The following is a 25,246-nucleotide window of genomic DNA, read 5'->3' on the forward strand; positions in this document are numbered from 1 at the left end:
TTAGTTATAGGAATTTGTCACGAGTATCGCGATTTTAGCGGCTATGTTCAAGTTTTGTAATAATGGGCATCTTTGGCGAGAATGTCTTGACTCCTGTCTAATGGTTGTGGCATACCTTAAAGGATTCGCTTTTTAGGTTATCCACAGAATCTGTGGAAAAGTATGTTGAAGACTAGATGGATACTTTATAAGTGTCTGATACTCTAGCGCTTTATTGGCTGGTTAAAAAGTGACGCCTTTCTGTTAAGCCTTATTTCTGGCCTTTCCTTGTGGATATTTTTATAAAACTTTCCAGTCTATTCACAGCATTTGTTTTTCATCAGCAACATTTTCACCGTATTTTGGCTTTAATTTAAGCGTTTAATGCTGTCTATTTTGCGACCATTTGCCTCTGGAAATAAAAAAGCACTGAACAAGTCAGTGCTTTTAGGTTGAGCGTGTTGTTAGCTCAATTTACGATTTTTTAGCATCGTTTTGTGACGCTTGAATTGCCGTGAGGGCGATAGTGTAGACAATGTCATCCACTAACGCACCGCGGGATAAGTCGTTCACCGGTTTACGCATGCCTTGTAGCATTGGGCCAATGCTGATGAGGTCAGCACTACGTTGTACTGCTTTGTAGGTGGTGTTACCCGTGTTGAGGTCGGGGAACACAAACACAGTGGCTTGACCTGCTACAGGGCTGTTAGGTGCCTTAGAGCGAGCCACGTTTGGCATAACGGCCGCGTCATATTGCAGTGGACCGTCAATAACCAGATCAGGACGTTTTTCTTTGGCGATACGAGTGGCTTCACGCACTTTATCCACATCTGAGCCTGTACCTGAGTTACCCGTTGAGTAGCTGATCATCGCCACTCTAGGCTCGATACCGAAGGCTTTAGCAGATTCTGCCGATTGAATCGCGATATCGGCTAGTTGTTCAGCATTAGGATCGGGGTTAATCGCGCAGTCACCGTAAACCAGCACTTGATCTGGCATCAACATAAAGAAGATTGAAGAAACAAGGCTCGAGCCTGGGGCTGTTTTGATCAATTGTAGCGGTGGACGGATGGTGTTGGCGGTGGTGTTAACCGCGCCAGAGACAATGCCATCGACTTCGTCTTGTGCCAGCATCATAGTGCCGAGCACCATGTTGTCTTCTAACTGCTCTTTGGCAACGACTTCGGTTAAGCCTTTACTACGGCGTAGATCCAACATTGGCTCTACATAGCGATCACGTACTTCATCTGGGTCGACAATAACAACGCCTTCACCCAGAACGACATCTTGCTGCGCCGCTATACGCAGAATTTCATCTTTTTTACCTAATAGCACGCAACGCGCGATACCACGTTCAGCACAAATGGCCGCGGCTTTGATCGTACGAGGTTCATCACCTTCAGGCAGCACCACGGTTTTGTGGGCGGCACGGGCAAGCTCGGTTAGCTTGTAACGGAACGCTGGTGGTGACAAGCGATGTTCCCGCGGAGAGTTTTTCGTGACACTCTCAATCCACGTTTGGTCGATATGGCTAGCGACATATTCCTGCACTAAGTCGATACGAACGGCATCATCGACAGGCACTTCATGGTCGAAGCGTTGGATATTTAATGAGGTTTGCCAAGTATTGGTATCAATCAGGAAAACCGGTAAACCTGTCTCAAAAGCTTGTTCACAGAGTTTAAGGATCTCTGGCTCAGGCTCGTAGCTACCAGTCAGCAGCAGGGCACCAATCTTCACGCCGTTCATGGCTGCAAGACACGCTGATACGATCACATCGGAGCGATCGCCTGAAGTCACCAGTAAGGAGTCTGTCTTAATATGGTTGACCATATTAGGCAAGCTGCGAGCACAGAAGGTGACTTTACGTAGACGGCGAATATTCATCTCACCGGCATTAAGAATCCGTGCGCGTAAGTGTTTAGCTAAATCAGAGGCGCGTGGTGCGACTAAGTCTAGGTTGTAAGGCACGCTACCTAAAATGCGCAGTGGGCTCTTACCTGGCAGTTGGAACATGATAGAGGCATCAGAGCGTTGTACACCTTGATGATCAAACACTTCTGATAAGTCTGGGCGTGCACGACCTTCATCGTCCACCGGTGCACCAATCTTGTTGATCACGGCACCAATCAGACGTTTGTTGTTTTTGCCGCCCCAAGAGTTGTAGGCAATTTCGAGGCGATTCATTAACCCTGTTGGAGTATCACTGCCAGGAGTGGCAATGAAAATCACGTCAGCATCCATGGCTTTAGCGATAGCGTAGTTAACGTCATCGGCAAAGGGATGGTTGCGGGTAGGTACCAGACCTTCAACAATCAGAGTTTCGGTGTTGCTGGCGCATTCTGCGGCGCGGGCAATGATTTGCTCCATCAGCACATCGGTTTGATCGGCGCGGATCAACGCTTCAGCATGGGCCATATCGAAGGGCTCTAACGGATTAACCGTTGGCGATTTGCTTAAAATCGTGGTTGAGCGTTCTGGACCGTTATCATTCGGACGAAGCTGTGAAATAGGCTTAAAGAATTGGACTTTTACCCCGTGGCGCTCTAATGCGCGCACCATACCAAGGCTTAAGGAGGTCAGGCCGACTCCTGTACCTATGGGGATTAACATAATATTTCGAGACATAAAAACCTCTAAGTTCGATGGTTTTTGGCAGAGTAGTCTCTGCGGATTTGCTTGTGTTTGTTTAGTTGTAGGTCACTAATAATAAAGCCGTTTGACGACGCAAACGGCTTAATGAGTCTTATTATTTACTAATGAGTTTAATTGAATCTTCGGCGATAACCCACTCTTCGTTGGTTGGGATGACCATGGCGACAGTACTGTTGTCGGCGGTGATAATGCCTTTCTTACCGAAGCGTGCCGCTTTGTTGCGCTCGCTATCAACATGGAAATTAAAGATTTGCAGCATGTTGAGTACTTTTTCGCGGATAATATCGGAGTTTTCGCCGATACCGCCAGTAAAGACTACTGCATCTAAACGACCGAGCGGCACAGTGTAAGACGCGATATATTTCGCTAGACGGTAGCAGAAAATCTCCAGTGCTAAGGTTGCACCTTTATGGCCATCGGCATAACCTTCTTCGATGCCACGGCAGTCGTTAGTCAGTTCAGAAATCCCCAGCAGACCACTTTGCTTGTTCATCAGATTGTTGACTTCTTCCAGCGTGTAACCGAGTTGGTGTACTAAGTGGTAGATGATAGATGGGTCGAGATCGCCACAGCGTGTGCCCATGACTAAGCCTTCAAGCGGCGTCAGTCCCATTGAGGTATCAACGCTCTTACCGCCTTTAACCGCTGTCACAGAGGCACCGTTACCTAAGTGCGCGCAGATCACATTGGTTTCTTCTAAAGGCTTGTTCAACACTTTAGCGGCTTCACGGCTGACAAACAGGTGGCTAGTGCCGTGCATGCCATAACGACGGATACCGTGCTCACGGTACAATTTGTATGGCAGGGCGTAGATGAAAGCGCGCTCTGGCATACTTTGGTGGAACGCAGTATCGAACACTGCCACTTGGGGCAGTTTAGGGAAAGACGCAATGGCGGCGCGAATGCCGATAAGGTGCGCAGGGTTATGCAGCGGTGCCAGTGAAGAACACTCTTCAATACCTTTGATCACATGCTCGTCGATGATCACAGAGCGGGTGAACTTTTCTCCACCGTGTACGATACGGTGACCTACGGCTTGAATTTGTGCGGCTAATTCAGGTTGACCCGCGAGGATTTTATTGACGATAAATTCAACGGCTTCACGGTGAGCGGTGAATGCACCTAAAGAGGACTCATGTTTTTCACCGTTGATTTTCCATTTAATGCGTGAGTCTTCTAAGCCAAAACACTCGGCGAGGCCAGAGATCTGATCGTCACCTGTTTGCGCGTCAATGACGGCAAATTTGAGTGAAGAGCTACCGCAATTGAGTACTAAAACCAGTTTATTAGACATGTGTAAACCTTTTGCCATTGTGTTTAAGTTAACGATTCAAAATCTTGGGAATACGCGAGTAATTTGCCATCACAGTCTTGGGGCGTAGTGCCAGATTGTGCTATGGTAAAAGCAGTATTCCTCTGTAGTAGGTGTCTAAAATTGAGTCTCAATATTCTCAAAACCTTAGGTGACGGTCGTCGTTATATGAAGACGTGGCCTATGGTTAGACAACTGGGTTTGTATTTTCCTGAGTATCGGGTGGTACGCGCCACTCAGCTTGCCATTCTGGTGATGCCAGTATTGGCAATTTTAGCGAGCGTGAGTCAGCTCTATACCTATGGTTGGGGATTTTTACCCCAAGCACTCACTATCGCGTTGTTTTTTATCAGCCTGCCATTGCAGGGCTTGTTATGGCTAGGCTGGCGTGCGCGCCATCCATTACCGTTATCGCTGTTCGACTGGAGTAATCAGTTGAGTGCGAAATTGTCTGCCATGGGCATTCATTGCCAATCCTTGGGCGCTAAGGCGTGTTACCTTGATATGGCGCTCATCTTAAAAATAGCCTTTGAGCGCTTAGATGCCAGTTATTGGGAGGAGCTTTAAGCCTCCTTTGGCGCTTAATATGCCGCGTTAATCCCCTGTGAGCTAAACACGGCTTTAATTTTTTCCATGGTTTCGCGACTAGGTGGTGCGACACCATCGAGTTGATAGCTTTCTCCCATCGCTTCCCACTTGTGTTTACCAAGCTCGTGGTAGGGCAGGAGTTCTACTTTTTCAATATTCTTCATGGGTTTGATAAATTCGGCCAGTTGTAATGCCGAGGCTTCATCATCAGTAAATCCACCCACGACCACATAACGTATCCATGTTGGCTGATTGCGTTTGGCGAGGTACTCGGCAAATTGCAGCGTTCTGTGGTTACTAACCTTGGTCAGTTCAATGTGTTTATCGTCATTCATCTGTTTGATATCGAGCAACACCAGATCGGTATTATCGAGTAGCTCATCAATCACTGGCGTGTACTTACGCACAAAGCCATTGGTATCTAAACAGGTATGAATGCCTTCTTTTTTACAGGCTTTAAAGAGTTCGGCGACAAACTCCGCTTGTAATATGGCTTCGCCACCGCTGGCGGTGACGCCGCCGTTGCTGGCATCGAGGAAGGGGCGGTAGCTAATGATTTGGCTCATTAACTCGTCGACTTGCACTTCCTTACCGCCATCGAGATCCCAAGTATCACGGTTGTGGCAATATTGGCAGCGCATTAAACAGCCCTGCATAAAGGTGATAAACCGTATGCCTGGACCATCCACTGTGCCAAAGGATTCCACTGAGTGGATCCGACCGGTAACTGCCATTGTGACTCCTGTTGAAATAAGTGAGGCTGTAGCACATTGTACTACAGCCTTACCTAATTTAGCTTACAGACCTTTTGTGAACGTACGCGTGATCACATCTTGTTGCTGTTCTGGAGTCAGTGAGTTGAAGCGAACTGCATAACCAGAAACACGAATGGTCAGTTGTGGATACTTGTCTGGGTTGACAACCGCATCCTCGAGCATTTCACGGTTCATAACGTTCACGTTCAAGTGTTGACCGCCTTCGTGTCCTTCGTTGTGGGCAAAATATCCGTCCATCAACGCTGCTAAGTTGGTACGACGACCATCTTCATCTTTACCTAGAGCATTAGGTACGATAGAGAAGGTGTAAGAGATACCGTCCTGAGCGTGGGCGAAAGGCAGTTTAGCCACTGAGGTTAACGAGGCGATTGCGCCTTTTTCATCACGGCCATGCATTGGGTTTGCACCCGGTGCAAATGGCGCACCTGAACGACGACCGTCTGGTGTGTTACCGGTTTTCTTACCATAAACCACGTTCGAGGTGATGGTCAGAATTGACTGAGTTGGGATCGCGTTGCGGTACATTTTACGGTCGCGAATTTTCGCCATAAAACGTTCAACTAAGTCACAGGCGATATCGTCAACACGTGGGTCGTTGTTACCAAATTTTGGATAGTCACCACTGATCTCAAAGTCAACGGCAATGCCATTTTCATCACGCACAGGTTTAACTTGAGCGTACTTGATGGCTGACAGTGAGTCGGCTGCGATTGAAAGCCCTGCGATACCACAGGCCATTGTGCGACGTACATCTCTGTCGTGCAGCGCCATTAGCGCAGCTTCGTAGGAGTACTTGTCGTGCATGTAGTGAATGGCGTTCAGTGCTGTGACATATTGCGTTGCTAACCAATCCATTAAACCGTCTAAGCGATTCATCACATCATCAAAGTTCAGCACTTCGTCAGTGATTGGGTCGGCTTTTGGCGCGATTTGGATTTTCAGTTTTTCGTCAACGCCACCGTTAATTGCGTACAACATGGTTTTGGCGAGGTTTGCACGGGCACCGAAGAACTGCATGTGTTTACCCACAACCATTGGGCTCACGCAGCAAGCGATCGCATAATCGTCAGATTGGAAATCTGGACGCATTAAGTCATCGTTTTCGTACTGAATTGAGCTGGTGTCGATAGACACTTTTGCGCAGTACTTTTTAAAGCCAACAGGCAGTTTTTCAGACCAGAGCACAGTGATGTTTGGCTCAGGGCTTGGGCCCATGGTGTATAGCGTGTTCAAGAAGCGGAAGCTTGATTTGGTCACCAGTGTACGGCCATCTAAGCCCATACCGCCGATAGATTCGGTTGCCCAAATAGGGTCACCTGAGAATAATTCATCGTATTCAGGAGTACGTAGGAAGCGCACCATACGCAGTTTCATTACGAAATGGTCAATCATTTCTTGAGCTTGTTGCTCAGTGATCACGCCGTTTTTCAGATCGCGTTCGATATAGATATCTAGGAACGTTGAAGTACGGCCTAAAGACATGGCTGCGCCGTTTTGGCTCTTAACCGCAGCTAAGTAGCCGAAGTAAGTCCATTGGATCGCTTCTTTAGCATTGGTTGCTGGGCGAGAAATATCGAAACCGTATTTCGCAGCCATTTTCTTCATTTGACCCAGTGCGCGGTGCTGCTCAGCAATTTCTTCACGTAGTTGGATAACGTTAGATAAATCTTCACCTGCTTCGAACTGCGCTTGCAGTGAGCTGAACTGGGCGAATTTATCCTTCATTAAGAAATCGATACCGTAAAGTGCAACACGGCGATAGTCACCGATGATACGGCCACGGCCATAGGCATCGGGTAAACCAGTTAATACGCCAGATTTACGGCACGCCATGATTTCTGGGGTATAGACGTCGAATACGCCTTGGTTGTGGGTTTTACGCAGTTCTGAATAAATGTATTTAACATCTTCATCTAGTACGCGATCGTAGGCGGCGCATGAGCTTTCCACCATACGAATACCACCGTTAGGCAACATAGCGCGTTTGAGCGGCGCATCAGTTTGTAAACCAACGATAGTTTCTAAATCTTTATTGATATAACCCGCGTCGTGGGAAGTGATGGTTGAAACCATCTTTGTGTCGAAATCAACTGGCGCATGGGTACGGTTTTCTTGCTTGATGCCTTCCATCACTTTGTCCCACAACTTGGTTGTGGCTTCGGTGGCACCGGCTAGGAATGACTCGTCACCTTCATAGGGAGCATAGTTTTGTTGAATAAAGTCACGTACATTGACTTCAGATTTCCAATCGCCAGGGGAAAAACCTTCCCATGCGTTGGCAAACAGTTCAGTTTTGTCGGTCATCGTACTAATACCTTTTGGTTGAGATAAAGGTCATTGGCGCTCATGGGGTAAGCCATGTTGAGTATAGGCCAATTGCTATTTCCTGATTAAAGCTCCCTTCAAGATGACGCCCTTTGATGGGAACTGGAACTTGGGGATGTTTATCGCGCCAAGTGTCTGTCTATTGATACCCGATAAGATGACAAATATACGTTTAACGTGGATTATCGGCTATCGATAACTCTTTTTATAAATTGGTAAGACCAATTATCCATAAACATATTAACATAGCTCTTACTGTCTCGCATCTTAAACGGGCGAGTTTGTCCTCTGTTAATCTTAAATTTGCTAGCGAGGTAGCATTTTTTTAGCACAATAAGGATTAAAGCACGCTTTTGTTGGCCCATTGCGGGCTGAAGCTATCGCTTATTTAACAGACTGTCGCGCTTTTAACCGGCGAAAGCTATCACCGTATCGATTGATTTTTAATGGTTACGATTTAATCTCCAATTGGCAGGTAAAGCTGCGATGAAAAAGGCCTGATTATACGGAATGCTTGGCGGTGCTAAAGCATTTAAAGATAAGGATGTTGATGCGGAATATTGTTGTGTCGGGCTTCGAATACTGTGATTTCTTGTTGAGCCGCTATTTAAAAGATTACAGCACTTAGTCAACAACCCGCCATCTCAGTGAAGGATACTTATGCTTCATTCACTCTGTATAAGGTTAAATCTGCTTAATCTAGTCAGTGAATAATGCTTAGATGGGCGGTGATAAATTGGCAAAATGCAAACAAAATTGGTATGACCAATTAACCTTTTGTGTTTGCCTCTTCAAAAATTTTACATTTTACCTGTGAATAACATCACGCTTTGGCAAACTCTGCTTCACGGCGAACACGATTTGTATGTTACAAAGCGTGACTTTAGTGAGTCATCATTTAAGCAAGTCTTAATGTAAATTTTGATTGGTTTGATCTGCGCCTCGGCGCTGTAGGAGAGACCTATGTTGCAAGTTCGCGTTTGTTTATCGGGTTTGGGAGTACGGTTATGAAAGACTCACATGCTAACGCTCCACAGACATCATCAAATGGCTATGAGCCTGTGCAGGTTTCTTCGCATTTTAGTTGTTATCACCAAGCCGAAATCTATGGCAAAAGTAAAGTGGTTAAGGCGCCTTGGCAATCCTTTGGTTTAGCGGTGTTTGCGGGAGCCTTTATTGCTTTAGCCTTTGTGTTTTACCTGACCGTCACCACGGGTGCGGGCGATAGTGCATGGGGCTTAGTACGTCTTGTGGGCGGTATCGCCTTTAGCTTAGGGTTAATTTTGGTCGTGATTTGCGGCGGCGAGCTGTTCACTAGTTCAGTCTTAAGCAGCGTGGCTTGGGCGCAAAAACAAGTGACTACCAGTGAGTTACTCAAATGCTGGACGCGAGTTTACCTAGGCAACTTTGTCGGCGCCATGTTGATGGTCGGCTTGATTATGGCTGCGGGCTTATATGAGCTTGATGGCGGAAATTGGGGGCTAAATGCTTTAAAGGTCTCACAACATAAGCTGCACCATACATGGATTCAAGCATTTAGCTTAGGTATTTTATGTAATATGCTGGTATGTCTTGGTATTTGGATGACCTTCGCCAGTCGCGAATCACTAACCAAAGCCATTTTATTGATCCTACCTGTAGCCATGTTTGTTAGTAGCGGTTTTGAGCACAGCATTGCAAACCTGTTTATGGTGCCGTTTGGGATAACAATTCAAGCTGTGGCAAGTCCGGAGTTTTTTGCTTCCTTAGGTATTACCCAAGAACAATTTGCCGATTTAACCGTAACAAATTTTGTATTCAATAACTTAATTCCTGTGACCTTAGGCAACATCGTCGGCGGCGGCGTGATTGTTGGCCTCGGCTATTGGTGGATTGAGCAAGGACAACTTGCCTTACCCGATCCACAAAAATCCCATCAGGCTCATTTTTTCGCGTCACCATTGCACACTGAAAAGGCGAAAAATAGCCAAGAGACTAAGTCATTAAGGGACTAAGTAATTAAGAGAAAGTAATCAAGAGAGTAAGTCACTTAGGTTTATGAGTCTCTCTTTGAGTGATATTTGCCTTAGGCTCATAAAAAATGCCCAGTTTTACTGGGCATTTTTTTGTTTTTTCACCGCAAAGGCTTTTTTATGCAGATTACTTGTTTGTGATAGATGTGACCATTTTGCATATTCATGCAAGTGAATGAAGATTTTATATACTGATTTAAAGCGCTTTAGTTTATAGTGCGGCCTTTTCCGTTTGACATAAAATGGCGCATCTATGACGACTCCACCTTCGACGAATCAGCCAACAGAGGCAGCTCAGACTGCTCCGGCATCATCCGCTTCACACACTCCCTCTCCATTTCAAATGCCCGATACCTTAGTGATCATCTTTTTTGTGGCATTGCTTGCGGGATTAATGACTTACTTTATCCCCATCGGGTCGTTTCAAACCCAAGAGGTGCATTATCTGGCTGATGGTGTCGATAAAGCGCGGACGGTGGTCGACCCTACTTCTTTTGCCTATCAATTGGATGCTGCGGGCGAGCCTAGGTTACAACCCGTGGCATTGTTTAAAGGCGAGGGCGGGGTTGGCTTTTTTAACTTCGCCTTTGAGGGCCTAACTTCAGGATCTAAATGGGGCAGTGCGATTGGCGTGATCATGTTTATGCTGGTGATTGGCGGCTCTTTTGGGGTGGTGATGGCCACAGGCACCATAGATAACGGCATCTTAAAGTTAATCGATAAAACCCGTGGCAATGAAAAGTTATTTATTCCGGTGATATTTACGCTGTTTTCCCTTGGTGGCGCTGTGTTTGGCATGGGAGAAGAGGCCATAGCTTTTGCCATTATCATCTGCCCATTAATGATCCGTTTGGGCTATGACGGCATCACCACTGTGATGGTGACCTATGTGGCGACTCAAATTGGTTTTGCCAGTTCTTGGATGAATCCCTTCAGTGTGGCGATTGCCCAGGGTATTGCGGGAATACCGGTTCTTTCAGGCAGTGAGTTTCGCTTTCCTATGTGGCTTGGATTCACCTTGCTCGGGATTGTTTTTACCATGCGTTACGCCCATCGCATTCAGCAGCAACCCAGTTTATCCCATAGTTTTCAGTCCGATGCTTATTTTCGAGAGCATCATGCCAATACGACATTAGAGAGTCGCTTTAATCTTGGCGATATACTGGTTTTAGCATTGTTAGTGCTCACTATGGTATGGGTGATTTGGGGCGTAGTGGTAAAAGCTTGGTTTATCCCTGAGATTGCCAGTCAGTTTTTTACCATGGGTATGGTAGCTGGCGTCATTGGCTGTGTGTTTAAACTTAATGGATTGACGCTTAACAAGGTGGCGCAGAGTTTTAAGGACGGCGCTAAAACCATGTTAGAGCCAGCTCTTTTAGTGGGATGTGCCTCGGGGATTTTACTGCTCCTTGGCGGCGGTGCACCGACTGAACCGAGTGTGTTAAATACGGTACTTAACAGTGCTGGCGGGGTGATTGGCCATCTGCCTGATGCGCTCTCGGCGTGGTTTATGTTGCTGTTTCAATCTGTATTCAACTTTTTTGTGACTTCAGGGTCAGGGCAGGCTGCCTTGACTATGCCACTGATGGCACCTCTTTCTGACATTGTTGGTGTGACGCGCCAAGTGGCGGTATTGGCCTTTCAATTAGGCGATGGCCTCACCAATATCATAGTGCCCACTTCAGCGTCTTTGATGGCCACTCTTGGCGTATGCCGCGTCGATTGGGGTAACTGGCTGAAATTTGTATGGCGCTTTATGCTGCTGCTGATGCTGGTCTCAAGCGTACTGGTGATTGGCGCGCATTATCTTGGATTTAACTAGGTGCGAGAATTTAGCTAGGCGCTAGGGGTAACCTGAAGCAGCGGGGTAAATAGGCGCTAAGGTTAACTCAGTTAATTGGTTAAACAGCAGATAAAAAAACGGCATCCGAGGATGCCGTTTTTGTTGTGGTTTCCTATCTTCCTAAAGGGAAATTAGAATTTCACTTTGTATCCTGCAAATACGACACGACCTAAGATATTATGAGTATCTGTATCGTATCCTGGATAGCCTAAGCTGTAGTTAACAGTTGGCATTGCATCAAACAGGTTACGAGCACCTACAGTGACTTTACCGTAGCTGTCGAAGTCGTAGTTCAGTGTCAGATCCCACGTGGTGAAAGATGAGAAGTCTTGTTTATTCGTGCCAACTTCTTGTTGTTGTGGCGTTTCACCATCGTAAGAATCAATGTACTTAGCAATCAAAGATGCAGAGAAGTCATCAATTGCATAGCTAAATGTCGTGTTGAAGCGTAGTGGCGGATAACCTTTAGTCCCTAACACATCATAACGTTTAGCAATTGGGCTTGCTTGTTCGGTGTATTCCAGGGCATAAGTACCTTCAACTGCAAACTTAAATGTACCAATTTCCCCTAAATCGAAGTTTGACGTGAAAGATACGTCAAGACCCGAAGTTTGTACGCCGTCCATGTTGATGTTGCCTGCACCAATCTCATCGATAGTGCCATCAGCTTTACGTTTAACATAGATGTATTTAGGGTCATAGGCACCTAAGCCACCAATTGCTTCTAAGTCAACGATAGTTTGTGCACCGATGTAGCTTACTTGATCAGTGATTTCAATGTTGTAGTAATCAACAACAAAATCGATATTCTCAGTAATATTCCACACTGCGCCGAAAGAGTATTGAGCAGATTTCTCTGGATCTAGGTCTTTATTACCTGAACTCTTACGCAGATATTGGTTATCTTCACAAGCAGGATTACCGTTTTGTTGATCAGGTGGTAGACTTTGGCACAGAGTAGTATCTGTGACTCTGTCGTAACTGGTTGCTGGTTTGCCTAACAGGTCATCTAGTGACGGTGCTCTAAAGCCTTGGCCATAAGATGCACGTAGCACTAAGTTATCTAAGGCTTCGTAACGTACGTTTACAGAGCTAGAAAGCTGACCAACATCTGGTAAGCTATATTGGTCGTAACGGCTTGCGAGCTTCACGTTCAAGTGATCTAAAACTGGTAACTCTAACTCAACGAATGCCGCTTTGTAGCTTCTATCGCCAGCAGAATCACCACCATAAGTCCCTAATACGTTACCTGCTGCTTGTTGAGCGTCACGGGAATCTTTGTATTCAATTTTTTGGTATTCCATACCAACAGCATAACCTAAGTCACCGCCAGGTAAGGAAATTGGAGCAAGTGCCGCCCATGACAATCCGGTGCCGGTTGTATTTGAGGTTGCTTTACGAGTAGCTGTGTGTAAGAAAGTATCTAAAGTGGCTTGAGTTGCGTTGCCACCTTCAACGAATGGGTTATACAAACCTTTATCAACCGCTTCTTGCAGCTTATCTTCGAAGACATAAGAGTCAGTTTCAATGTTTACAATTTGATCTGAGTATTGAACGTACCAGCTCAGAGAGCCTGCATCTAACTCAAGGTTTAAACCTGTTACTATGTCAACTACATTTGAGTCGAATTCCGTTGAACGGTCTGCTACGCCTTTCAAGCGATGATAAGCTTGAACTTCTGACGCATTAGCTGTGCCGAACGTTGGGTTTAATGGGTTATCGGCTGCTATGTATAGGTTAGGAGTCCACAGCGCAGTAGAAGATGTGATGGATTTATCACGCATTACGATAGCTTGACCAAACCACTCTAATTCATCAGTAATACGGTAAGTCATATTTGAGAATACAGAGTCTTTTGTTTGATCTGGGAGATAGTCAGTACCGTCAAACTGGTTAAAACCACAAGCTGAACCGTCTTTGGTGGTTACAATGCGATCGGCTGGACAATCTTTACCTGGAACCTGTAAGCCTGTATAGACAGGTGTGCCGAATGTGCCATCTGCGCCTTTCACTGGACGAGATTCAACTGGACGATATGTGCCTTCTGGCGCATACAAGCCGCTACGGCCGTATTTCTTATCCCAGTTAGCGGTTAAGTGAGGACGTTGGCCACCTTGCAGTGGATCAAATTGCTTGTGTTCGATGATTACTAAGCTGCTGCTTTTATCACTGGTATTACCAAAAGTGATAGAAGCCGACTTTTCATCTCTTCCGCCTTGAGTTGGGCTACCAAATTTGGCATCAAATGCTAAACCGTCGAAAGTCTTCTTAAGGATGATGTTGATTACACCACCGATAGCATCTGAACCATAAATTGCTGATGCACCGTCACGTAAAATTTCAATACGTTCAATTGCATCCATTGGAATTAAATTGAGGTTAGTGGCATCACCACCAAATGTAGCAGATGGCGCAATACGGCGACCGTTGATCAAGGTTAGCGTACGGTTTGAGCCTAAACCACGCATACCTGAGCTAGCATGGTTACTTGCAGAACTACCTGCATCGCTAATGAAGCTACCGGCAGTGTTAAATGGCATTTGTGCTAAAACAGCAGAAACATCACTTAAACCTGTTTTTGCAATATCTTCAGCAGATAAAACTGTTACTGGTAACGCTGATTCCATATCCGTTCTTTGGATACGTGAACCTGTTACTTCAATGCGTTCTACCTTAGCGTTATCTCCTTCTTCAGCGTAAACAGCCATACTAAATAGCTGTTCCAAATAGTAGATCAAAGGAAGGGAACTCAGTCCTGTTTGAGCGATCTGATCTATCGCCAAACAAACCCACCACTCGCCGAGGACTGAGAATGGCCATCTTACCACCACTTTGTCGCGCAGAGCGCAAACAACTACAGAAATTGATCCATAAAACCAAGGATAAACACTTCGCTCGACGTCTTATCGCTATGCTGATGCTGCATCAAGGGCTGTCGATTACTGACGTTCATCATGCTACTGGTGCAGCACGCTCCAGTATTGGTCGTTGGTTAGGCTGGTATACCGAAAGCGGCGTTGATGGGCTTAAATCTCTGCAGCTGGGACGGCCGGCAAGCTTGCCCATAGACCCCATATTGCTCTGTCTATCTTTGCTTATTCAGCTATGCCCACAGGACTTTGGTTACCAACGTAGCCGCTGGAGCAGTGAACTGCTTGCCATGGTGATTAATGCACAGCTTAAGCTCAGCATCGCTGCATCCACCGTCCGCCGATTACTACCCAAAGCAGGAATGGTCTGGCGCCGCTCGGCTCCGACATTGCGTATCAAAGACCCACACAAAGAGGAGAAAATGGCCGCGATAAATCAGGCACTTGAGCAGTGTTGCGTCGAGCATCCGGTTTTCTATGAAGATGAAGTAGACATCGACTTGAACCCAAAAATCGGGGCAGATTGGATGCCAAAAGGACAACAAAAACGCGTTGTCACCCCAGGCAACAACCGTAAGCATTACATAGCTGGAGCCCTGCATGCCAGCACCGGGAAAGTGCTTTATGTAAGCCACGATAGCAAAGCGTCAGAGCTGTTTATTGCCATGTTGGAGAAGCTTAAGCGTCATTACCGCAAAGCCAAAACCATCACGCTCATCCTGGACAATTACATTATTCATAAGAGCCGTAAGACCGTAGCTTGGCTCAAGCATAATCCCAAATTCAGATTACTATTTCAGCCGGTATACTCGCCGTGGGTCAACAAGATAGAACGCTTATGGCTCGCACTGCATGAAACGGTAACCCGCAATCACGCTTGCAGGAACATACGGGAACTGCTTGGCATGGTATGGCATTTTATGGGAACCGTTTCCCCATTTCCTGGCAGTGGGCATGGCACGGCGAAAATGTAGCAGTATTCGGATCAGCTATTTAGATAAAGCAACTGTTGTAGCACCACCAATTAACGCAAAGCGAACCGCTTTGGCTAATGTTGAATTAGCGCGCATATCATTCTCCCTTAACACTTGTTATTTGTTTAGTTGTTATTTTAATTAAATACGGAACGTTATATGAAATAAGTACCCATTTAATTAGGCTCCAGATATAACCACAAGAAAATAACAAGTGCAACAGTTGATATTGATGTTGGTTACGATGTGTAAAGGTGTTTTGTTGCAAAAATGTTTCTCTTGAGTTGTTTTTTATTGGTTGATTACTGGCTTAGGGTGCGTTTAATCTTTTTTGCTAATGAAAACATGGCTTTTGTTTATTTTTGTTTGTTAATTTGTTTTTTATTTGTAAAAATTGAAAGCATTTGTAATAAAAAAATAATCATACTTTTTCAGTATGTGTAGATTTAAATTTAAGCAATATTAAATATACAGATTTTTATGCGGTATTTTTGAATGTTTAATGTTGAAAATATCTTAACGAAAGGATTTAAGAATGGTTTTATAAAGCTGTTATAGCCTTTATTAAATTTTTGAGAGTTCTTTTTACTTTGTCAGTCTAAAGTTTTGTGAGTGAATTGATGGTGTGGATTTTAATTTGAAAAGGAGTGAATATAAATTCACTCCTTATTTTATTCTGTATGTAGTGTTATTAAATTTTTATTTAGTACGTTAAGTAGTCAAATACACTTACCGTATTTTATGCCTATTACTTAAGTTCAACTATAGTTGTGTCAATATTGGCCATTGGGTTGGGTAGATAATGAGTCAAATACCGAAGAGCGACGTAGGCAACGACGACAGTGGCTACACCGAGTTCAAAATCTGCCAACAACCTTACCCATTGAGTGAGATCGGTCATTTGACTAAATTGCTCAAGCCAGTGAGCGGTTTTAAAGAGTGCAGTAGCACCGATCACCATGGGGAAAGTAAAGGCTGCATAACCAGGGCTAAAGGGCAATTTAAGTAAATGGAAAAAAGCAAGGTAGATAACCGCTGTCATTAAGATGGCAATACTTGCCAATAAGGCGACTAAGGCGATTGATGGTTGCTCACAAACCGTTAAATAGCCTGCAAGGGATAAACTTGCGGGAGCAGCAAGGATGGCAATAGTGGGCTTAGCTGCGTCAGGAATCGCTTGACAAAAGATCAAGCGATAGAGCATCAGTGGCAGCATGACTAAATAGGCGATCATACCGAAGGCTAAAATGGTGTTAACTAACCAAGGTTCACCATTGCTGGGGAAAGACACAGCAGCCACTATGATGCCAATGGGTGGCACAAACCAGCTAGGCACCATATGTTCGAGTTTGAAGTCGATAGCACGATAGTAGATAAAGGCGCCTAAAAATACGATATGAATCGCAATGGCGGCTAACCAAAGGGCTAATCCCGCATGGGGAAAATAGTGACCGAGCAGGTTAGACACTACCATTAATGCCATGGCAAAAGTCGGTATTACGCTGCCGACGACGGGATGGCTAAGTTCATTTTTGAGCACTGTAGGATGCAGCAAAAACTTACCGGCTAGCATTAGTAACAGTGCTGAGGCAATAATTGCACCAATTAATTGACCCCAGCCATTCAGTGAAGGCATTACACTTTCCCAAGTCCACCCTAAGCTTGCGATTGCGAGTGCGAGTCCGCCCATAGGGCTAGGTAATTTTGCGGCCTGTGCGGTCCAACGTTTACGCTTTGAAGTCATATTACTTACCTCTCAACACTGACATTAATTCGATGTATCTATTTGTTAATGTCAGTGTATGACTAAGGTGTTAATAAATAAAATTGATTAATTTTATCCATTGATTCAGTTTTTATTAACTAGCAAGGTTTTCGTTTACAACGAAGCAAAGTATGCCCAAGCCCAATATTGTCAGTATCCTCATCGACGTATAAACCTGCTTGATGCAGCAAGGCCATCAAGTCCTTAGAGTGGTACATTCGACTATTGCCATTGGCCATTGCGGTGAAGTACAAGCTCGTGGCGTTAACACAATAGGCCGAGGCGGCAGAAGGCTGTCTATCCCAGAAGGTTTCGACAATAAACAACTGACTATTGGCTGTCATCGCATTTGCGGTGCGTTGCAAAATGCTCAAGATTTGCGCCTTAGAGAAGCAGTCAAGAAACTGACTCATCCAATAGGTATCAGCACCTTCAATAAAAGGGCGCGACTCATCGAGTAAGTCGGTGGCAAAGGTATGGACTCTATCGGTAACGCCATGTTTTGCAGCATTTTCTTTGGCAATGGCTAATTGCCCTGGAAAGTCCATCAGGGTCACTTCAACCTTAGGATCGAATTTGCAGCAGCTTAGAGCCCACTTTCCGGTGTTACCACCAATATCGACTAAGTGTTTTGGACTATGGGCAAAGACTAAGGGTAAAAGCTGCGGAAAAGCATGATCAGAATAATAATGATCAAATGCAAACCAACTCTCTTTTGCGGCGTGAGGCAGATCTTTCAATGCGGGATAGATAGTTTGCCAGTCACCAAATACACTCAGCCCCGCGGGTTTACCAGTGAGTAGCGCCTTATCCAGCGTAAATAATCCCTGATAACATACATCCTGCACAAAGTTGAGGTTGATTGCTGCCATATCATCATGCAGTAAAAAATGACCTGTTTTATCGAGGACATAGGCGTCTTCGTTAAGCCATACCAGCCCCATGCTTAGTCCCATATCCAATAACACCCCAAGGGCGTATTCACTCAACAGGTTCGTTTGGGCTAATTTCGCTAAGGTCACCCCTTGCTCACCAGCCTTATCAATAGTGGCTAGCACTTCAAATTTGAGTAAACAATGCGCGACCTGAAAACTCACGGGTCCAAAGGCAATTTTCTGTGCCTCAAACTTAGCATCAAAGGCGCTTAACGCTTTTGGATTTTGGTAGAAAGACATAAAAGACTGACGTTAATCTTGGAGAGGGCTATTTATAGCGGACTGAATTGTTAAAGCTAGCATTGCACGGAAAAACTATGAACTGTGTCCAATTTCACCAATAAATCAGGCTCTTGATAGAAAAAATATTCGTTCGAAAGAGATATGCATGGCAAGAATTAACTGGCAGGCATAAAAATACCCAGACGGAGCTGGGTATTTTTATCAACAAGTGATGAGATTACTGAATATTTTCTTCGTCGCCAAATTGGCCTTGGAACAATACTGATGATAAGTAACGCTCGGCAGCTGAAGGCAGGATAACCACAATGTTTTTATCCGCAAACTCAGGCAGGGCAGCGATACGGTTAGCAGCAACCACTGCTGCGCCCGAAGAAATACCGACTAAAATGCCTTCTTCTTGCATCAAGCGACGGGCCATGTCGATAGCTTCATCGTTAGTGACGGTTTCAACGCGGTCGATTAACTCAAGATCTAAGTTACCTGGAATAAAACCAGCGCCAATACCTTGAATTTTGTGTGGACCAGGTTGTACGGGTAATCCCGCTAAGGTTTGGGTGATAACTGGTGAATCTGCGGGTTCTACCGCGACAGAAGTGATGGCTTTGCCTGCAACTTTCTTCAGGTAACGGCTCACGCCAGTGATAGTTCCACCAGTACCAACACCCGCAACAAACACATCCACAGCACCATCGGTATCGTTCCAGATCTCAGGACCTGTGGTTTTTTCATGGATTTCTGGGTTAGCAGGGTTATTAAACTGCTGCAGCATAATGTATTTTTCAGGCGCTGATTGACGGATTTCTTCCGCTTTATCAATCGCACCTTTCATGCCTTTTGCGCCTTCAGTCAGCACAAGATTTGCGCCTAAAGCTTTAAGCAGCTTACGACGCTCTAGGCTCATAGTGTTTGGCATCGTTAACGTCAGCTTGTAACCACGGGCGGCGGCTACATAAGCTAAGGCAATCCCGGTGTTACCTGAGGTAGGCTCAATCAGTTCATGATCTTTGGTGAGCAGGCCTTTTTTCTCGGCATCCCAAATCATATTGGCACCGATACGGCATTTGACACTGAAACTTGGATTACGTGCTTCGACTTTTGCGAGCACTTTACCTTGGCTTACGCGGTTTAAACGCACTAACGGGGTGTTGCCAATAGTATATGAATTGTCTTCGAAAATTTTGCTCATGGATTGCTTGCTCCTATGTTTGCACTATTGAATCATAATCGCCTGTGGCGTATTTAGAAGTGATTGTTTGTTCTTCTTTATTCTATTTAGTTATTAAAGATGTCACTGTTATTCGCAAAGCCCGATTGGTCGTGGGTTTAACTGTGTTAACCTCTTGCTAACATCAATAAAAATTGCAATAGAACGAGAACAGTCATTTGATGTTTTGGTGATAAAAGCGCTTATCGGAATCGGATTTCAACCATTATGAAGCAACAACAAACAGATGTGGGTAAAGATCCTAGAACTATGGTCACCCCTAAGGCATTTACTATTGCCGAATCGGTACTTTATACCCCGTTAGCAACACCATTTAAGCGGGCTCTAGCGATATTAATCGATGGTTTATTTATCACTATTTTAGCCGAGCAAATGGATTGGCTGTTTGTTCTGCTGGTGGTGGGGATTATTTATATCGAAAAACGTAGCCGCCAGTTTGGCCGCTTTCTCAAATGGGGCCTCTATGCCGCCATGCTAGGGTTAATGCTCTTTAGCTCGGCGGGGAATTTGTGGGATTTGCATCAATCCAATCAATCCACCCGCGACAAGGTCTCCGCGCCCCAGGATAGTAAGACTGTTGTTAAGGCGATTCCTGGCCTTGTCTCCCTCGGACTCTGTGAAAATACGGATTGTGCCCGTGAACAAATCCGTTCTTTGCAACAGACGCTCGAAACTCAGACGCTGGAAAATGTACCCATTGAGGGCATGTCGGCACCTGAGCGCCGCGATATGGTATTAGATACTTTAGCTAGCACGGATTTATCCGAGGCTGATAAAACGCAGTTACGTGATGAAATCATGGCGGGCACTCTCTGGCCCGAGGTGAAAGTGTTTGAAGTCACTCTCGATTCAGCCACGGATTCAACAACACCATCACAATCACCAAAGCCAAGTCATTTGCTTGATGACAAGCTTGAACGTAGGGCGAACCCAGTGTCTGAACCACAAGCCGATGGATTAGCTAACGCGCATACCGATAAACAAGCCGCAGATGAAGATCTTAATTCCGTGCGTCAAACGGAAAGTAACAACACCGAAAACGCCGATGAGGAGGAAAGTGATACCCGCAGTGTGCTGGCGTGGATTAAAGGCTTTATGAGCGATATGGGCTTAGGGTTTGGTTGGGCGGCATTTTACTTTACCGTGTTTACCGCCAAATTTGATGGTCAGACCTTAGGTAAAAAACTATTAGGTATTCGCGTTATTCAACTTGATGGCGCTAAAATCAGCCTTTGGACCGCTTTTGGCCGTTATGGTGGCTATGCGGCGGGCTTTACGACAGGCTTACTTGGCTTTATCCAGATTTTTTGGGATGCCAATCGGCAGGGGATCCAAGATAAAATATCTTCCACAGTCGTGATAGACTTAGCGCAAATGCATAAAAAGCAACAATTAGAGCAGCAACAGGCGCAGGCTGAACACGCATTAGCCGCCGTGCCAACACAGAATAATGCGACGTCTGCTCACCTTACAACAAGCACCCGTTCGGAGCACCTATGAAACAGGTCGTTATTTCTGGCAGCGGTTTATTTACGCCGCCACACAGTATTTCAAATGAAGCTTTGGTGGAGAGCTTCAACGCCTATGTCGATATGTTTAACCTTGAAAATGCTGGATTAATTGAGCAGGGCCATGTCGCGCCGCTGTCTTATTCTTCCAGTGAGTTTATCGAGAAAGCCTCGGGCATCAAGCACAGATATGTGATGGTTAAAGACGGTATTCTCGATCCTGAAATCATGATGCCGCTTATCCCTGAGCGCAGCAGTGACGAGTTATCCATGCAGGCCGAAATTGGGGTTGAGGCGGCATTGATGGCACTGAAACAAGCGGACGTGAAGGCCGAGCAAATCGATTTAGTGATTGTTGCCTGTGCTTATACGCAGCGCGCTTACCCGGCGATGGCGATTGAAATCCAGCGGGCACTCGGTACCCGTGGCTATGGTTACGATATGCAGGTTGCCTGTTCTTCGGCCACCTTTGCCATTGTGGCCGCTGCCAATGCGATTGCGACGGGCTCGGCTTCACGGGTGTTAGTGATTAATCCCGAAATTTGTTCGGCGCAAGTGAATTACCGTGACCGTGACAGTCACTTTATCTTCGGGGATGTCGCGACCGCTATGGTGCTTGAAGAGCAAAGCCTAGTGGCCGCGAGTAAAGGCTTTAACATTGTTTCAAGCCGTTGTTTTACCGACTACTCGAACAATATTCGCAGTAATTTTGGCTTTCTCAATCGCTGCGATCCAAGTTCGGCGCATCAGGCAGATAAGCTATTCCACCAACAAGGACGCAAAGTCTTTAAAGAACTGTTGCCGATGATTTATCAGCATTTAGATGAGCATCTGGCCGAGCAATCCCTCACGCCGCAGTCCTTTAAGCGTTTGTGGTTGCATCAAGCCAACATCAATATGAACCTGTTTGTGGTGAAAAAACTGCTAGGGGATGAGGTGACGCCCGATCAGGCGCCCGTGGTGCTCGATGAGTATGCCAATACCGCCTCCGCAGGCTCTGTGATTGCCTTCCATAAATATTCCGCTGACTTTAATGCGGGCGATTTAGGGCTATTAAGCTCTTTTGGTGCGGGTTACTCCATCGGTAGTGTGATTTTGCAAAAACGCTAAATCGACAAAAGCCCCATTGCCAGCAATGGGGCTTTTGCTTTTATATCAGCACATTGGGTTAAACGGCTTGATGCCGTACCTTAACCGAAAATGCTTTTAATCAGACAAGGCAGTTAACAGCCTTAAAAACAGTTTTTTAAAGCCTCAGTTGCAGTACGAGAACCTGTCACCATGACGCTTCTTTACCCTGATTCGGATATTCCGTTCCATCCCAATCCTGGCTGGTTTCTTGGCGCCTTTAATTGTTATGACCGCGAGGAAACGCTCGGGGAAACACTCAATCGTTACGATCCTTTAGATCCCGCGCAGCTGCAAGCGCTGTACGATGCTTATGTATTTGATGAGTTTGGTGAGCAGTTGGGATTTACCTCTGCCCACAGGGTCGCGATGGCGACGAATCTAATCGCTGCGCTGAGTGAGGCAAAGCATGATTTTGCCGCCTATTTAGCGATTGATGAGAGCGAGGAGGAATGGTGTTTTCCTTCAACGTGGGCATTCCCGCGGCCACGCTATCCCTTTGAACAGGCGTATCTTGCGCTGCTGCGGCATTGGGGAGTGGAGCTCACCGCAATGGGGATTGCGCTTCCCAGCCCAAGCTTATTGGGGATCCATGAGTCTTAGCTAGAATTCTGATTTAAGCCCACAAGCCTTGTTGTGGGCTTTATGCTAAACCTTTCTGCCTAGAGCAACCAGGCGTAGCTTAGCTTCATAAAATAGGTCTTCTCGTCCCGAGTGAGCCGCGTGAGTTCATCATCCGAGGTTAAACTGTCGGAATAGCCCAAATAGAACACGCTCTGGGGATTAAGTTTGTAGCCGTAGAGGATTTCATTGCCTAAGTGCGCCGCTTCGCTATCGGGCGACGAATACAAATACTGCGTAAGATTACGCTCGATTTGGGTGTAAATGCTCGATAGGCGAATAAAGCTGTGCAGACTCAGTTGCCAGTGCAGGCGCACATCCGAAAGGTTTGCGGTAAAGAGTTTATCCTGCTCGACCTCCATATGTTGATAAAGATGAGAAATCTCCACCGATAAACCGTTGGCGATTTTCCAGTTCAATATTGGATTGATTAAGGTCTTTGTGCCTAATCTATCATTGAGAAAATCAATCTCATCGCCGTAATGGATCTCCAGCTCAAGGCTGAGGGCTGAAATCGGCGTAATGGCTCCGTAAAGCCAGCCTTGAGTTTCCTCATATTGATTGCTGTTACCTATTACGGCGAGTTGCGCTGTATTATGGCGTGGTCCGACCCGCTCACGGGTTTCTACCCCAAAGGACAATTCACTTTGTAGTGCGCCATACATTTCCCAAAAGATCTCAAATTCTTGCTCGAGCTGTTCTCCCGCTTGATTGTGGGTGATATCCCAGTCACCGCCAAATTTTATCTTGTTAAACACCACTTGCGGATACCAAATTAAGCCACCGCCAGCCATAAAGGTGCGATAGTCAATTTTCTCTACAAAGCCCAAATCGGCACGAAAATGAGGGGAAACATCGTGATATTCGCTGTAGGCAAACCAATCGCGGGCATTGTGTTCATAGGTAAGTTGATACAAGGCGCCACTAAAATCTTCATCTGATTGGCTACGTAATACTTGTTCATTCACTTGGCATAGGCCAAATTCACAGTTTAAGGGTGTTTGACCGCAGAGTAGCCCTTCTGTGAGTTCTCCCTCCACATTGCCACAAAATTGTTGGTACAGGGCTGTGGGGTAACGTGTCTGGGAATGGGCGACCTGAGCAGTAAGTATATCTTGCTCAGTAGGCTGGTATTTGGCATCTAAACTTATCACATAATTGTGGTAATCATTATTATCATCGGTTTGTGCAGCAAATTCAGTCAGTTGATTGTCGGCACTGCTCTTTGCCGTGATAAGACCCCCAAAGGAAAAGGTTTTATCCATATCGAAGCGGTAACGCGCAGCCAGATTGAGGCTTTCCTCTGCTAATGAGGCGACCTCTGAACTTAAATTACCCGGCATTAAAAAGGTGGCTTGGCTGTCATTGGCGGCCAGCAGTGCCCAGGTGTGTTGCTCGGTTTGGCTGGTGAGTTTGAGTCCGTAATCCGGCGATACGATATTGCGGGTATGTAGCAGATTCACTTGGGTATCGAAGTAGTCTTTATTATCGAGGAAGAAGGGGCGTTTTTCGTCGTAAAACAATGCGAAAGTACTGTTAATATCGAGCTGACCCGCATCGGATTCGACTTGAGAGAAATCGGGGTTAATGGTTGCATTCAACAAGGTGCGGGCATTCATTCCCCAGCGTAAATCAAACCCCGGTTCATAGTCCGTATCTGTTTGCCAACCATGTGCAGTTTTATGTTCATTGCGAGTTGCTACAAAAGCGGGAGTAATTTGCAGATCTTGCCCTTGCTTGGCGGAGGCTAAACCTGTGGCGACACCGAGCTGACAGAGCTGGCAACTGATGTTGCGGTCAATTTTATGGGTGGAGAGACGATGGTTTTCATTACGTGGATAGTAGCGAATAAGCTCAAATCCCCAGTCTTGAATAGGCTTTTTATCGTCAAAGTTGAATAGCCGTAATGGCAGCTCGACTTCCACCTGATAGCCATTGGCGGTGATTTTACCAGCGGTTTTCCAAATGCCATCCCATGCTTCGCTCTCTTCGCCCGTGAGTTCATTCTCTATCGAGTCTAGTTGCACGCCCAGCGGGTTGATAAAAAACTGATAGGCCAAGCGTGCGTTATTGAGGGTATCGAGTTTGATCCCCACCAGATCATCACCCCAGAGATTATCCCTGTCCTTGAGAGTGGCACGAATGCGTTGAGGTTGACTGTCTTTGGCGATAAAGGCCACAAATAGGCTGGTTTGGGTGGCGTAGATTCTGGCCTCGGTATAAACCGGAACGGCAGTGTTTTCTCCGGGCTGAGTCTCATAGCGTAACTCGGCCAGCGCCGCGTGCTGCCACACTGCCTCATCAAATTCACCATCAATCTCGGCGGCATCAGTTAAGGTTGGAATTGTTAACTGAAATTGGCTAACTGAGCCGGCTTGACTCGGTAAGCTCAGAAACATCATGCTCGATAGCAGAAAGGGGAGAAACGTCTTCAACAACAGGGCCCAAAATAATCCATAAATTACGCGCAGTGTGCCAGAAGTTTTG

Annotated in this window: 16 protein-coding genes; 7 read left to right on the top strand and 9 right to left on the bottom strand. The window is 45.8% G+C overall.

The window, feature by feature from the left end; genetic code table 11:
• Nucleotides 1-453: 453 nt before the first annotated feature.
• Together pta and ackA are read right to left on the bottom strand one after the other, a co-directional pair.
• Entirely contained in the window at nucleotides 454-2,607 is a 2,154-nt protein-coding gene (gene pta, locus FJD32_RS08495) for a phosphate acetyltransferase (protein WP_037419786.1), read from the bottom strand.
• A 121-nt stretch (nucleotides 2,608-2,728) separates the two neighbouring features.
• Nucleotides 2,729-3,928, bottom strand: coding sequence for an acetate kinase (gene ackA / locus FJD32_RS08500; RefSeq protein ID WP_037419788.1), 1,200 nt, complete (start codon nucleotides 3,926-3,928; stop codon nucleotides 2,729-2,731).
• A gap of 141 nt (nucleotides 3,929-4,069) precedes the next feature.
• Between ackA and yfbV the strand changes: the two genes are divergently transcribed.
• The gene (gene yfbV / locus FJD32_RS08505; RefSeq protein WP_086023991.1) at nucleotides 4,070-4,513 is read left to right on the top strand and encodes a terminus macrodomain insulation protein YfbV; all 444 of its coding nucleotides are present in this window, start codon (nucleotides 4,070-4,072) and stop codon (nucleotides 4,511-4,513) included.
• A 14-nt stretch (nucleotides 4,514-4,527) separates the two neighbouring features.
• On the opposite strand, the gene pflA is transcribed toward yfbV, so the two are convergent.
• Nucleotides 4,528-5,268, bottom strand: coding sequence for a pyruvate formate lyase 1-activating protein (gene pflA / locus FJD32_RS08510; RefSeq protein WP_037419790.1), 741 nt, complete (start codon nucleotides 5,266-5,268; stop codon nucleotides 4,528-4,530).
• A gap of 63 nt (nucleotides 5,269-5,331) precedes the next feature.
• The gene (gene pflB / locus FJD32_RS08515) at nucleotides 5,332-7,614 is read right to left on the bottom strand and encodes a formate C-acetyltransferase (protein WP_140907286.1); all 2,283 of its coding nucleotides are present in this window, start codon (nucleotides 7,612-7,614) and stop codon (nucleotides 5,332-5,334) included.
• A 1,028-nt stretch (nucleotides 7,615-8,642) separates the two neighbouring features.
• Between pflB and focA the strand changes: the two genes are divergently transcribed.
• Nucleotides 8,643-9,629, top strand: a complete 987-nt coding sequence (focA, locus tag FJD32_RS08520) for a formate transporter FocA (RefSeq protein WP_037426738.1) — start codon at nucleotides 8,643-8,645, stop codon at nucleotides 9,627-9,629.
• Nucleotides 9,630-9,900: 271 nt separating this feature from the next.
• Nucleotides 9,901-11,469 carry a putative basic amino acid antiporter YfcC gene (yfcC, locus tag FJD32_RS08525; RefSeq protein WP_140907287.1) on the top strand — a complete coding sequence of 523 codons (1,569 nt, stop codon included), beginning with the start codon at nucleotides 9,901-9,903 and terminating at the stop codon, nucleotides 11,467-11,469.
• Nucleotides 11,470-11,621: 152 nt separating this feature from the next.
• Here yfcC and FJD32_RS08530 read toward each other — a convergent pair whose 3' ends face one another.
• A complete protein-coding gene (locus FJD32_RS08530) occupies nucleotides 11,622-14,198 on the bottom strand; it encodes a TonB-dependent receptor (RefSeq protein WP_275892365.1) in 2,577 nt (858 codons plus the stop codon).
• Between the two features lie 104 nt (nucleotides 14,199-14,302).
• Here FJD32_RS08530 and FJD32_RS08535 point away from each other — a divergent pair, with 104 nt between their 5' ends.
• Entirely contained in the window at nucleotides 14,303-15,334 is a 1,032-nt protein-coding gene (locus tag FJD32_RS08535) for an IS630 family transposase (protein WP_069453395.1), read from the top strand.
• Nucleotides 15,335-16,082: 748 nt separating this feature from the next.
• On the opposite strand, the gene FJD32_RS08540 is transcribed toward FJD32_RS08535, so the two are convergent.
• The 3 genes from FJD32_RS08540 to cysK all read right to left on the bottom strand — a co-directional run bounded on the left by FJD32_RS08540 (nucleotide 16,083) and on the right by cysK (nucleotide 19,463).
• Nucleotides 16,083-17,078, bottom strand: a complete 996-nt coding sequence (locus tag FJD32_RS08540; protein WP_037419806.1) for a TDT family transporter — start codon at nucleotides 17,076-17,078, stop codon at nucleotides 16,083-16,085.
• A 119-nt stretch (nucleotides 17,079-17,197) separates the two neighbouring features.
• Nucleotides 17,198-18,274, bottom strand: coding sequence for a methyltransferase (locus FJD32_RS08545; protein ID WP_069455210.1), 1,077 nt, complete (start codon nucleotides 18,272-18,274; stop codon nucleotides 17,198-17,200).
• Between the two features lie 220 nt (nucleotides 18,275-18,494).
• Nucleotides 18,495-19,463 (bottom strand): cysteine synthase A, encoded by a 969-nt coding sequence (gene cysK, locus FJD32_RS08550; protein ID WP_011622282.1) that lies wholly within the window; start codon nucleotides 19,461-19,463, stop codon nucleotides 18,495-18,497.
• 246 nt (nucleotides 19,464-19,709) lie between these two features.
• Between cysK and FJD32_RS08555 the strand changes: the two genes are divergently transcribed.
• The 3 genes from FJD32_RS08555 to FJD32_RS08565 all read left to right on the top strand — a co-directional run bounded on the left by FJD32_RS08555 (nucleotide 19,710) and on the right by FJD32_RS08565 (nucleotide 22,741).
• Nucleotides 19,710-21,002 carry an RDD family protein gene (locus FJD32_RS08555; RefSeq protein ID WP_140906619.1) on the top strand — a complete coding sequence of 431 codons (1,293 nt, stop codon included), beginning with the start codon at nucleotides 19,710-19,712 and terminating at the stop codon, nucleotides 21,000-21,002.
• Nucleotides 20,999-22,120 (top strand): beta-ketoacyl-ACP synthase III, encoded by a 1,122-nt coding sequence (locus tag FJD32_RS08560; protein WP_069455208.1) that lies wholly within the window; start codon nucleotides 20,999-21,001, stop codon nucleotides 22,118-22,120. The genes FJD32_RS08555 and FJD32_RS08560 overlap by 4 nt, the downstream gene beginning before the upstream one ends.
• Before the next feature lie 171 nt (nucleotides 22,121-22,291).
• Entirely contained in the window at nucleotides 22,292-22,741 is a 450-nt protein-coding gene (locus tag FJD32_RS08565; RefSeq protein WP_140906620.1) for a hypothetical protein, read from the top strand.
• Nucleotides 22,742-22,800: 59 nt separating this feature from the next.
• On the opposite strand, the gene FJD32_RS08570 is transcribed toward FJD32_RS08565, so the two are convergent.
• Nucleotides 22,801-25,161, bottom strand: a complete 2,361-nt coding sequence (locus FJD32_RS08570; RefSeq protein WP_181159779.1) for a carbohydrate binding family 9 domain-containing protein — start codon at nucleotides 25,159-25,161, stop codon at nucleotides 22,801-22,803.
• Nucleotides 25,162-25,246 lie beyond the last annotated feature (85 nt).

Source organism: Shewanella sp. LC6 (assembly GCF_006385735.2).
Classification (GTDB): Bacteria; Pseudomonadota; Gammaproteobacteria; order Enterobacterales; family Shewanellaceae; genus Shewanella; species Shewanella xiamenensis.